This is a genomic window from Terriglobia bacterium (assembly GCA_020072815.1).
Lineage (GTDB): Bacteria > Acidobacteriota > Terriglobia > Terriglobales > Acidobacteriaceae > Angelobacter.
Genome location: JAIQGE010000001.1, coordinates 249,789 through 261,792 on the forward strand (window position 1 = coordinate 249,789; position 12,004 = coordinate 261,792).

Consider the following 12,004-nt stretch of genomic DNA (forward strand, 5'->3'; position numbering starts at 1 on the left):
GAGGTTCTAGTCGTCTGCCCGGCTCGGTATGGACAGCAGTTCCTGCACTTTATTGCCGAGCTGGCGCAGGGAATAAGGCTTCTGCAGGAACGGCGTCTCCTGGATGGCCAGTCCGGTTTGCAGGACGACATCGTCGGCGTAGCCGGAAACAAAGAGCAGCTTGGTGTTGGGATGCACCTGGAGCAGGCGATCAGCGAATTCGCGCCCGCTCATCTTGGGCATGACCACGTCACTGATGACCAGATCAATGTTGCCCAGGTTGCGGGCCATGTCCAGGGCTTCCGGGCCGTTGCCGGCGGAGATGACGGAATAACCAATGGAAGCAAGAAACTCAGCATTGGCGTTTCGCAAATCAGGTTCATCTTCCACCAGCAGGATGCTGCCGGCGCCGTGGCTGAGTTCGCGGCGCGTGGTCTCCAGCACCTGCGCCTCCGTCCCGGCGACGGAAGGCAGAAAGATGCTGACCTGCGTGCCTTGTCCGGGCTGGGAATCAAGGCTGATTTCTCCGCGGCACTGCTGAACGATTCCATACACGGTGGCCAGGCCCAGACCGGTGCCGCGCCCAACCTCTTTGGTGGTGAAGAACGGCTCAAAGGCGTGGGAGCGTGTCCTTTCATCCATGCCGACGCCGTTATCGCGAATGCGCAGTACGACGAAGCTGCGCACGGCGATGTCCGTGGAAAGCAGCGGAACTTGACGTAGGGCGTCCTCGGTCTCAATGATCAACCTGCCGCCGCCGGGCATGGCGTCGCGTGCGTTGATGACCACATTCAGGATGATTTGCTCGAAGTGGGTCCGGTCCATGATCACTGTGCCTTCCGAACGCAGGTCCAGCACCAGTTCAACGTCCTCCCCGATAAGCCGGGGAAGGATGACGGCCAGCTCACGGACGGCGTGGTCCGCACGCAGCGGCGTAGGCCGGACAATCTCTTTGCGGCTGAAGGTAAGCAACTGGCGGGTCAGGCCGCTGGCCCGCTGCGTGGTATCAATGATTTTGGAACAATAACGGCGGTAAGTCTCGTCGTGGCCCAGCTTGCCTTCCAGCAGCTCAGCATAGCCGCCGATGATCCCCAGCAGGTTGTTGAAATCGTGGGCCACGCCGCCGGCCAGACGTCCGAGCGCTTCCATTTTCTGCGCCTGGAGGAACTTGGCTTCCAGCTGGCTCTTTTCGGTCTGGTCCAGCATCATGCCAAAGATGCAGTTTCGTTCCCCGATGCTGACCACCGAGGCGCAATACAAGACCACATGCTCGTTGCCCAAGGCGTCTTTGAATTCCAGTGGCAGGTTTTGCACCGCGCCGCCGCTCTGGAGATGCCTGTTGAAAAAAGCATCGCGCTCTTCCTGGGACTTCCAGAAGCCCAGTTGCACGCCGGTCTTGCCGATCACCTGGTCGGCGCTCATGGCCATGACCCGCAAGAACGCCTCATTGACGCTGAGGAATACGCCATCCAGCGAAACAATCCCGCAAGCGACCGGGCTCTCGCGAAAAACCGTGGCAAACCGCTGCTCGGACTCCTTGAGCGCGATCTCAGCCTGCTTGCGTTCGGTAATGTCAATGGCCGTGCCTTCAATCACCCGCTGCCCGGAAGGGTCCACCACCGTGGTGGCCCGCTCCAGGATCCACACATGCGTGCCGTCTTTTCGACTATGGCGGCATTCGTGGTTGACCACGCGCCCGTGCAGGCTGAGTTCGTCGAGAAACGCGCGCCGCTCCCCGGCATCCGGGCAGATCGAAACCCAGGAGTCGGCCAGCGCTTCCTCCTTGGACCTGAATCCGTACATCTTCAGGAACGCGCTGTTGCAGTCCAGCAACTGGCCGCTGAAAGTCGAGACATAGACCGCAGCCAGGTTGCCTTCAAACAGCACGCGATACTTGCCGGCCACGGAGTTGGAGACCGCCCCCTGGTTCTCATACAGCGTGAGGATCATTCCGAAAGCCACAAAGACCTTGGGTATGTCCCAGAAGAAACTGGCCTCCGCCGGACCGGCCCCGCGCGCCAGCAGAAGACTTGAAACCGGAAAGACCAGCCCCCACATCACGAAAGAGATGGAAGTGAAGATCACGCCTGGAGTGAAGCGCCGGAAATGCCGAAGGTAGGTCATTCCGGCTGCCATGAACAATCCAAAAAGATAGTAGTTCAGCCCCTGATCCAGATCGCCACGGCTGACTCGCACCATGGCCCAACCTGCGTAAGGCAACAACAGGATGGACATCGCGTAGAAGTAAAGGCTCTTGAATCCGTAATGGCGGATAGTTTGAAACAGACCTGTAGCGACGCTGGAAATCAACAGCGCAAGGTAAAGCCACCTGGGCCCGAAGTTCAGTACCAGTCCCGTGAGATACAGAATGGAGTTACTACCAACGAGTAGGAGAAAGAGCGCCCGCTGGCGTTTGTTGCGAAAAACGTCAGAAACTGAGAGCAGGAAACATGTGGCGGCGGCGATCAGCGTAGTGACTCTGATCCAATCGGTCACTGGGCGCGGCCAGTGCATCCACTCATTCATGACCGGGATAGCAAAGTGAATGAAGATGGCGATCCAGCCCAGCAGCCAGAGAAAGGACTTCTCCTGGCGGTCGCGCAGGTACGTCCAGGTGAACAGCGTCACCTGGATACTGATCACGACAAGGACAAGGATTTCCTCAAAGCGGAGGGACATATCCGTAACTTGCAGATAACTGCACAGCCTCCTGGGCAAACACCGTGCGCAAAGCGTGCCAACCAGCAAGCGCTTTGGAAGCGCTCCTGAAAAGCTTATCGGCTGAAACTTTAAGCCCTTTTAAGCCCTTTTCCAACGAGAAATAAATACTTTTCTGTTTTCAATAAGCGCCAAAAGCCGCCGATTTCCAATGCTTTTTCTAATGTCATCTCTAATCTTGGCTATGTGACGAACGCTGGTGGGCGAAGTTCTTGCGTCTTCAAGAGGGGTCTTTCTTCTTTTTTTCCGCGGGGTTTTCATGGACGCGTTCGCGGAACGTGCCGCCCATCCCTTTGGCCAGGAAGATGGTGGAATCGCCGTACTTGTCGCGCAGGCGATCAGACGCGGAGAGCGCCTGTGTGCGCTTGCGGTGCTTGTCGCTGTCGAGCAAGTCAATCTGCTCCGGCCGGTCGTCAAAATTTCCCGCGTGCACGCCCAGCAGTCGCACGGCGCGGCCCATGGTCCAGTTGGCGAGGAAAAGCTTGCGAATGGTTTCGTAGATCTCCATGTCCACTGCAGTGGAATTGGCCAGCGACTGGGCGCGCGTGATGGTGGTGAAGTCCGAGTAACGTAGCTTGAGCTGGATGGTGCGGGCCATGAATCCTTGTTCGCGAAGGCGGCGGCCTACCATCTCCGATAGCTTGGAGAGGGTAGACTCCAGCTTCTCCAGGTCGGCAGTGTCCTGGTTGAAGGTATGCTCGTGGCTGATGGACTTGGCCTTCCAGTCTTCGCCCACTTCTCCTTCAAACCATCCACCGGCATCTTCTCCGCGAGCTTTGCCGGCCAGCGCCAGGCCCCACTTGCCAAAGTTTTCCTCGAGCGTTTGTTGCTCTGCCCGCAGCAAGTCGCCAATGAGCCGAATGCCCATGTCATTGAGGCGCGCTTTGGTTACTTTGCCGACGCCGGGGATTTTTCCTACGTCCAGCGGCGCAAGAAAAGTCTGCTCCTGTCCGGGCAACACATAAAGGATGCCGTTGGGCTTGGCCTGGTCGGACAAGATCTTGGCCATCAGGCGCGATGAGCCGATGCCGATGGAACAATTCAGCCCGGTGCGCTGCTTCATCTCGGCATGGAGCTTGTGTGCGGCCTGGAGCGGCGGCCCGTGGAGCTTTTCCGTGCCGGTCATGTCCACGTAAGCTTCGTCAATGGACGCCATCTCCACCGCGGGAGAAAAATCCTCCAGCACGGCGCGGGCTTTTCTTGAGTACTCGACGTAGAGGTCCATGTGGCCGTCAAGAAAAATGGCGTGCGGACAAAGCTTGGCGGCGGTGCGCAGCGGCATGGCTGAATGCACGCCGAATTTGCGGGCCTCATAGGACGCAGCGGAGACCACGCCACGCTCGTCGCGCTGCCCGCCCACGACCACGGCCTTGCCCTTCAGCGACGGATCAGACAGCTCTTCGACGGAGACGTAGAAGGCGTCCATGTCGAGGTGGAAGATGGTCCGCTGCAAGAGGCACCCTGAGGATAAGGGTACAGCAAAGTGGTGGGGAGAAGAAAGGGCGGAGACGTTTGCTTTCTCCGAAGCCCCGAGCGGCAGCGAGGGGTCCCTATCTCTAGCAAGAACTCAACGGTGCATAACCGCATGAACCTCCTGGGTATCAGGATCGCCGATTGTCACCGTTGTCGCCGACCTCGTCTGGGTGATATCGGAAGCCACAGTCTTGTTCCGAAGTGCATGGTCACCTATAGGGACCCCTCGCTGCCGCTCGGGATTACAGAAAAGGCGATCACGGTTTATCCTCCTTATGAGGAACTTCAACCGAATGCGCAGAATCTTACTGGTATGTCTGATTGTATGTTTGACGCTGAGTGTGATGGCCGCAGCCCAAAAACCCGCCGCTCCCAAGCCCGCGGCCTCCGCTCAAAAGTCCAAGCCTGCCGCCCAGAAGGCCAAGCCCGCAGCAGCGGCTTTTCCCAATGAAGCCGAATTGAACAAGATGGCCGCGCGCTTTGCGCCTACGGAGATGAAGGTGGACATCTCCGCGCTCTCCGCCGGCGACAAGCAGGCGCTGGCCAGGCTGATCCAGGCATCGCAACTGGTGAACCAGCTCTTTATGCGCCAACTTTGGAGCGGCAACGTGGCCCTGTACGACAAGATGCTGTCCGACAAGACCCCTCTGGGCAAGGCTCGGCTGCATTATTTCTGGCTGAACAAAGGCCCGTGGTCAGAAATTGACGGGCACAAGGCGTTCATGCCGGACGTGCCGGAGCACAAGCCGGCGGGGGCCAACTTCTATCCCGAGGACATGACCAAAGAGGAGTTCGAGAGCTGGGTGAAGACGCTGTCGCCAGAGCAGAAAGAACAGGCAGAAGGGTTCTTCACGGTGGTGCGGCGGGACGCCGGCGAAAAGCTGAAGCTGGTCCCGTACAGCAAGGAATACGGATCTGAAATCGTGCTGGCGGCCAAGCTGCTCAAGGACGCAGCGGCGCTCACCGACAACGCGTCACTCAAGAAATTTCTCACCACCCGCGCCGACGCCTTCCGCTCCAACAACTATTTTGACAGCGACATGGCCTGGATGGACCTGGACGCACCGCTGGACATTACCTTTGGCCCCTACGAAACCTACAACGACGAGATCTTCGGCTACAAAGCGGCGTTTGAAGCCTACATCAACCTGCGCGACGACAAGGAATCCGGGCGCCTGGCGTTTCTGGGCCAGCACCTGCAGGAAATTGAAGACAATTTGCCGGAAGATCCGCAGTATCGCGTGGCCAAGCTGGGGGCGTCGGCGCCGATCCGCGTGGTGAATGAAGTGTTCGCCGCGGGCGACGGCGGGCACGGCATCCAGACCGCCGCTTACAACCTGCCCAACGATGACAAAGTTGTCCAGCAGAAGGGCGCCAAGCGCGTGATGCTGAAGAACGTCCAGGAAGCAAAGTTCAAGTCCATTCTGCTGCCGATCTCCAAAGTGGTGCTCCGGCTGGCGGCGCAGAAAGACCTGAGCTTTGATCTGTTCTTCATACACATTGTGGCCCACGAACTCACGCACGGGCTGGGGCCGCACCAGATCAAGGTAGATGGACGCGACACCAACCCGCGCATGGAGCTGAAAGAACTTTACAGCGCGATTGAAGAAGCCAAAGCCGACGTGACCGGGTTGTTTGCGCTGCAGTACTTGATGTCGCAAGCCGACAAGGGCGCGCTGCAGATGCCCATCGCGCACGGACCGGACGCGGAGCGGCAGTTGTACACCACCTATCTGGCGTCGTCATTCCGCACGCTGCGTTTTGGGTTGCAGGACGCGCACGCCAAAGGCATGGCCATCCAGTTCAACTATTTTCTGGACAAGGGAGCGTTCGTCGCCAACGCCGACGGAACGTTCAGCGTGGACTTGGCGAAGATCAAAGAGGCGGTGAGTTCGCTGGACCACGAGTTCCTGACGCTGGAAGCCAGAGGCGATTACGCCGGCGCAAAAAAGATGATGGCCGACTTGATGAATGTCCGCCCGGTGGTGAAGAAAGCGCTGGAGCGGCTGAAGAACGTACCCACAGACATTGAACCGATCTTTGTGACCGCCAACGAGATTACGGCGGAGAAACCGCGCCCGGCGCCGAACCGGAGTTACAAGCCAAAAGGCGGGAAGAACTAGGTCGCGGAAGGAGGTTGCGAACTTAGTGGGCTGATGAAGGACTCCCCGGCGATTTTTTTGATTTTGTAGCAGCCGGCGCAGGCGTCATGTCGTTGCGCAGTTTCCGCACCAAGAGGCCGGCCAACCCCTTGGTGGACTTTTTGCATTTGGTGTTGGCGGTCCAGAGAATGGCGCCGTCAGAATTGGCGGTGATTTGGACCACGGCGCCGCAAATCTCGGCTTCAGGCACCAAGCGGGCCTGGATCCAGAGAGTTATTTCGGCCTGCGCGCAGTCTTCCATGACCTGGAACCGGCCCCAGGCCTGAAGTTCCTTACGGGCTTCGGCCACGTCGGCGTCTGGCGCGCTCCGGACTTTGATGCACATGGACTTGGCGGAAAGAAGACGCTCGGGAAGCGGAGCTTTCGCCTGCTTGGACGCCTGCCCAGGTTTTTCAGCCGGCTTCTTGGCCTTGGCGTTGGCGCTATTTTGGTCGGGCGAGCCAGACAGCGCCCCCATCAGCACCAAAAATAGGAAAATTGATTTCATATGGCAGTATTTTAGCCGGGTAACCATTCTCGTCAATTCGCGGAAGTAATCAGCGGCAGTTGACTTCGTAAATAAGAGTCGGCATAATGCGGTTACACGGGAAAGGAGGGCGATCCAAAAAATATGAAAAATTCTGATAGTAGTGGTTTACGTGAGGTGGCTGAGGCTTAAGGCGTGAGTCTTTAAGTCCTGGCGAGTTGTGGATCGCGTAAGGCCTCCGCGCCTTCAGCCAATCCCAACAGTCAACCGGCGAACCCCGCAGATCTTTGCGGGGTTTGCTCTTTTTAGGCAAATATATCGGGCCCGTCCCGATTTTTTTATGCCCAACCCGCCAATATCGCTGGACACGCGCCGCAACATTGTCATCTTCGGCTCGGTGTCGTTCTTTACCGATACCGCCAGTGAAATGGCGTACTGGATTCTGCCGGCGTTTCTCACTTCGCTGGGCGCTGGTCCGGCCGCTCTGGGGCTGATTGAAGGCATCGCGGAAAGCGTGGCGGCGCTGGGCAAGCTGTTCTCCGGCTATCTGACGGACGTTGTTCCGCGCCGCAAGCCGCTGGTGGTTTTTGGTTACGTGCTGGCGAATGCCGTTAAACCATTGTTGGCCGTAAGCACCCAATGGTGGCATGTTCTGCTGATCCGCTTTACTGACCGCACGGCCAAAGGCATCCGCGGCACACCACGCGACGTGCTGGCGGCCGAGTCGGTGGACCGCAAGCAAGTCGGCAGCGCCTATGGCTTGTTGCAATCCATGGACTCAGCCGGAGCCATAGCCGGGCCGCTCATCGCCTGGCTGGTTCTCTCGCGCCTGGGCGGAATGCGCACGGTCTTCTGGATCGCCGCGATTCCGGGGCTCGTCGCCATGCTCGTGGTGCTCTTTGTGCGTGAGCCCAAGCGCGCCGCGGTTGAGCAAGGGCCTTCTCCTCCGTTTTGGCGGGCGGCCCATCTGCCTTTTCGCTTCTATTACATGCTGGCAGCGGTCCTGATCTTTTCGCTGGGAAACTCCAGCGACATGTTTCTGGTCCTGCGCGCACAGCAAATCGGCATAAGACCCGGGCTGGCGCCGTTGCTGGGCCTGACTTTCAACGTAACCTACACCCTTGGGTCCTGGCCGGCGGGCTGGCTCAGCGACCGCCGTTCCAAACCGGTGATTGCCGGTCTGGGGTACCTGGTCTTCGCGGCGACGTATTTCACGTTTGCAGCCGCCCCGGGCAAGGCCGCGGTCTGGGGCATGATGGCGCTCTATGGAATGTACTATGCGCTGACCAGTCCGGTGCTGCGCGCGATGGTGGTGGAAACGGTGGCTCCGGAAGCGCGTGGCCGTGCCTTTGGACTGTTCTATTTCACCACCAGCGTGAGCACGCTTCTCTCCAGCCTGATCACCGGTGAATTGTGGAAACACTACGGAGCAGCTCTGCCATTTTTGCTCTCTGCATCGCTTGCGGTGATGGCTGCGGTGATGTTGCTGGCCGTCAGGAAGGCCCCCGAACGACGGCAAGATGCATTTCTTGGTCCAGTTGTTCAGAGCTGATCAGGGCTGTTCCCGAATTGTTGTGTTCCGGGACCTCTTACCTCAGCGGCTGAAAGCCGCCCTTTCGCAGGCCTGATACGCAGGCATAAATGCCTGCTCCACCCAGTTCGGGATAAAGCAAGAGGGGGAACCACTCTAGGCCTTTTCACGGCGTTTTGCGAACAGCACAATGACGATCTGAAAGAACACGGCCCCCGCCATGTCCAGGACCACGTCATGCCAGCTGCCGGTGCGCGAGCGGACAAAGCCCTGGTGGAATTCGTCAAGGCTGGCCGCGAGCAAGGTCAGCGTGAGCGCCAAGGCGCACCAGCGCCGCGTCCAGCGGGCGACGGCGGGAAGCGTGGCGCGCCATGCATAGAAGGCAAGCGCGCTTAACATCCCATAGCTGACGAAATGCGCCGCCTTGCGCACCAGAAAATGGATTTGCGCAAAGCGGTGGTGGGAGATGGGTCCGTACACCGCGTGGATGATCTTCAGCAGGATGCTTCCCGTGTGCTCCGCGGAAAAACTGTCGGTGGAGAAACTGGCCAGCACGCACAACCACAGCAGAGTCGGCAGCCACGCCACCAGAGGTGACCGCCGCGGGGCTGCCTGCGGCCTGGAAATGGAAGGCAACGGCAATTCCGCCGGATTACTCAATCCGGTAGTTGGGAGATTCACGCGTGATCATGACATCATGCACGTGGCTCTCTCGCAGTCCAGCGCCGCTGATGCGGATAAACTTGGCTTTCTGCTGCAGTTCAGGAATAGAGTGCGTGCCGCAATAGCCCATGCCGGAGCGCACACCGCCCACCAGTTGGTACACCATGGCGGCCAGCGTTCCGCGATACGGCACGCGGCCTTCAATGCCTTCAGGCACCAGTTTGTTCAGGCGATTGCCGCCGTCGCTGTCTTCCATGCCGCTGGCGGAGGAATCATCCAGCGTCTGCGAATAGCGCTCGCTGGAACCCTCGGCCATCGCCGCCACGCAGCCCATGCCGCGGTAGGACTTGAAGGAGCGTCCCTGATAAAGGATGGTTTCACCCGGACTTTCATCGGTTCCGGCAAAGAGCGAGCCGATCATCACCACGCTGGCGCCGGCAGCGATGGCCTTGGTGATGTCGCCGGAATACTTGATGCCGCCATCGGCAATCACCGGCACTTGGGCATCACGGCAAGCGCGGGCGGCTTCAGCAATGGCCGTGATTTGCGGCACGCCGGCCCCGGTCACAATGCGCGTGGTACAGATCGATCCCGGCCCAATGCCCACCTTCACCGCGTCGGCCCCGGCTTTGATCACGGCGCACGCGCCTTCATGCGTGCCCACGTTGCCGGCCAGCAGATCAACTTCAGGGATCTTGGACTTGATGGTCTTGATGGCGTCCAGCACGCGCGTGGTGTGGCCGTGCGCGCTGTCAATGGCCAGCACGTCAACCTTGGCTTTCACCATTTCCTGCGCGCGTTCCAGGTAGTCGCCCGTCGCGCCGATGGCCGCGCCCACGCGCAGGCGTCCATGCTCGTCTTTGGCGGCGTTGGGATATTTGAGTTTCTTCTGGATGTCCTTGACCGTAATCAGGCCTTTCAGGTTGTACTTGTCATCCACCACCAGAAGTTTTTCCACGCGATGTTCATGCAGGATTTTTTCCGCGTCTTCCAGCGTAGTACCCACCGGCACGGTGATCAGGTTTTCCTTGGTCATGACCTGGCTGATGGGAACATCGGTGCGGGTTTCAAAGCGGAGGTCGCGATTGGTGAGGATGCCGACAAGCTTTTTGTTCTTGGTGACGGGGACACCGGAAATCTTGTAGCGGCGCATCAGGTCCAGGGCGTCACCGATCCGGTGCTCTGGAGAAAGCGTAATGGGGTCCATGATCATGCCGCTTTCGGAGCGTTTGACCTTGTCCACTTCGTCCGCCTGCACTTCAATGGAGAGATTGCGGTGGACAATTCCCAGCCCGCCTTGCTGTGCAATGGCAATGGCCAGGCGCGATTCGGTCACCGTGTCCATGGCCGCGCTGATGATGGGAATGTTCAGGCGAATGTTGCGCGAAAGCTGCGTCTGCATGTTGACGTCCGCCGGAACCACATCAGAATGCGCAGGCAAAAGCAATACGTCATCAAAGGTCAAGGCCTCAGGCACGGGAAAATGAATCATAAGTTTTATCTCTTAAGGAAGGTCTAGTTTTCTATTGTAAACGCTTTGACAAAATGCGTCAGCCGGAGCCCGTGCAAGCCGCAGCGAGCCCAGCAGAAAACGCCTGCAAGATATACAGCGTAAAGCACTTGCAGGCCTGATCTCGGTCGCGAAACTTGGATTTTGTCAAACGAAAGTAATGTTGACCATCAGGGCGAGTACGTCAATACTCGTAGGTACTATGCAAACAAACCAGGGTCTGCCATTTTCGGTAGGAGCACCAACAGGATTGGGAACGACCAGGCGAGAAGAAAGACGCTTGCAGGTTGTCGTTCCAGTCAAAGTCTTTCCGGACATCAAGAGTATGGAATCGTTCGCGTCGTGCACCTATGAGATTTCCACTCTGGGCGCGCGGCTCTCGGCCTTGCCGAGCATCAAGGAAGTCGGCCAGATTATCTTCTTGCAGCGCCAGAACCGGCGCGCGAAGTACAAAGTTGCCTGGATCGGCGAACCGGAGACCTCGCAAGCCGGCCAGATTGGCGTGGAGTGCCTTGAGCCCGCCAACATGATCTGGGAAAACGAAATCAAGTCACGGGTGTCGTGGACGCGTTAATACTGTCGCTTCGCGACACACCGCTTACGAGTTTTCTCAGCGCCAGGACCATTCTGCTCCTGTTGCAGCGGGCTCGGCGCGCAAGCCGGCCTCGCCCTTCTCCTTAGGCGGCTTCGCCGCAAACCGCTAGCGAGTTTTGCCCGCGCAGCGAATTCTCAGCACTGGATACCGCCGGACTCAGCGCGCGGACCGGCTTCGTCCGGCATGGCCCATCGCTCTCATTTGGAATCACCGTCGATCAGTGTAATCAGTGGCATCAGCGGTAAGGTTTGCCTTTCCGATGGCGGCGACGTCGTGCGATGACGCGCGATCACGGCGATGTCAAAATTGCTCCCGTTCGCGCCTGCATGGTACCTTCTAACTTCGAACGCCATGCTTCGTCCATACCAGGGAATCTCGCCGCGCATCCATGAGACTTGTTACATTGACGAGTCAGCACAGATCATCGGCGACGTGGAGATCGGCGAAAACTCCAGCGTGTGGATGAACGCCGTCATCCGCGGAGACGTGTTTGCCATCCGCATCGGAAAGAACTGCAGCGTACAGGATTGCAGCGTGCTGCACGGCATGCGCTACAAATACGGCGTGGTCATGGGCGACTACGTGACCGTGGGCCACTCCGTGACTTTGCACGGCTGCACCATCGGCGACCGGTGCCTCATCGGCATGGGCTGCGTGGTGCTGAACAACGCCAAGATCGGCGAAGGCTCCATCATCGCCGCGGGAACGGTGATTCCGGAAAATACCGTGGTGGAACCGTACTCGCTGTGGATGGGCGTGCCGGGCGCGTTCAAGAAAAAAATTGACGACGAAAAGACCCAGCAGATGATCATGATGTACGCGAACAATTACATGGATTACACACAAATCTACAAGAAAGAATTTCCCGGCGCCAAACGCTGACATGGAAACTTTTTTGGCTAAAGGC

9 protein-coding genes are annotated in these 12,004 nt (G+C 58.6%); 4 read left to right on the plus strand and 5 right to left on the minus strand.

Annotated features, from left to right (window positions below):
• Positions 1 to 6: 6 nt before the first annotated feature.
• Together LAO20_01050 and dinB are read right to left on the minus strand one after the other, a co-directional pair.
• Entirely contained in the window at positions 7 to 2,622 is a 2,616-nt protein-coding gene (locus tag LAO20_01050; GenBank protein ID MBZ5529992.1) for a PAS domain S-box protein, read from the minus strand.
• Positions 2,623 to 2,917: 295 nt separating this feature from the next.
• Positions 2,918 to 4,150 carry a DNA polymerase IV gene (dinB, locus tag LAO20_01055; protein ID MBZ5529993.1) on the minus strand — a complete coding sequence of 411 codons (1,233 nt, stop codon included), beginning with the start codon at positions 4,148 to 4,150 and terminating at the stop codon, positions 2,918 to 2,920.
• Between the two features lie 313 nt (positions 4,151 to 4,463).
• Here dinB and LAO20_01060 point away from each other — a divergent pair, with 313 nt between their 5' ends.
• Positions 4,464 to 6,293, plus strand: a complete 1,830-nt coding sequence (locus LAO20_01060) for a hypothetical protein (protein ID MBZ5529994.1) — start codon at positions 4,464 to 4,466, stop codon at positions 6,291 to 6,293.
• 22 nt (positions 6,294 to 6,315) lie between these two features.
• Here LAO20_01060 and LAO20_01065 read toward each other — a convergent pair whose 3' ends face one another.
• Positions 6,316 to 6,819: a hypothetical protein gene (locus LAO20_01065; protein MBZ5529995.1), complete on the minus strand. Its 504-nt coding sequence runs from the start codon at positions 6,817 to 6,819 to the stop codon at positions 6,316 to 6,318.
• Between the two features lie 319 nt (positions 6,820 to 7,138).
• On the opposite strand from LAO20_01065, the gene LAO20_01070 reads away from it, so the two are divergent.
• Positions 7,139 to 8,350 (plus strand): MFS transporter, encoded by a 1,212-nt coding sequence (locus LAO20_01070; GenBank protein MBZ5529996.1) that lies wholly within the window; start codon positions 7,139 to 7,141, stop codon positions 8,348 to 8,350.
• Positions 8,351 to 8,485: 135 nt separating this feature from the next.
• Here LAO20_01070 and LAO20_01075 read toward each other — a convergent pair whose 3' ends face one another.
• Both LAO20_01075 and guaB read right to left on the minus strand, forming a co-directional pair.
• Positions 8,486 to 9,010, minus strand: a complete 525-nt coding sequence (locus LAO20_01075) for a VanZ family protein (GenBank protein ID MBZ5529997.1) — start codon at positions 9,008 to 9,010, stop codon at positions 8,486 to 8,488.
• Positions 8,982 to 10,484 carry an IMP dehydrogenase gene (guaB, locus tag LAO20_01080; protein ID MBZ5529998.1) on the minus strand — a complete coding sequence of 501 codons (1,503 nt, stop codon included), beginning with the start codon at positions 10,482 to 10,484 and terminating at the stop codon, positions 8,982 to 8,984. Before guaB ends, LAO20_01075 begins: the two co-directional genes overlap by 29 nt.
• Before the next feature lie 298 nt (positions 10,485 to 10,782).
• Between guaB and LAO20_01085 the strand changes: the two genes are divergently transcribed.
• Entirely contained in the window at positions 10,783 to 11,076 is a 294-nt protein-coding gene (locus LAO20_01085; protein ID MBZ5529999.1) for a hypothetical protein, read from the plus strand.
• A 372-nt stretch (positions 11,077 to 11,448) separates the two neighbouring features.
• Complete coding sequence (locus tag LAO20_01090) at positions 11,449 to 11,979, plus strand: gamma carbonic anhydrase family protein (GenBank protein ID MBZ5530000.1); 531 nt, start codon at positions 11,449 to 11,451, stop codon at positions 11,977 to 11,979.
• The last annotated feature ends 25 nt before the right edge of the window (positions 11,980 to 12,004 follow it).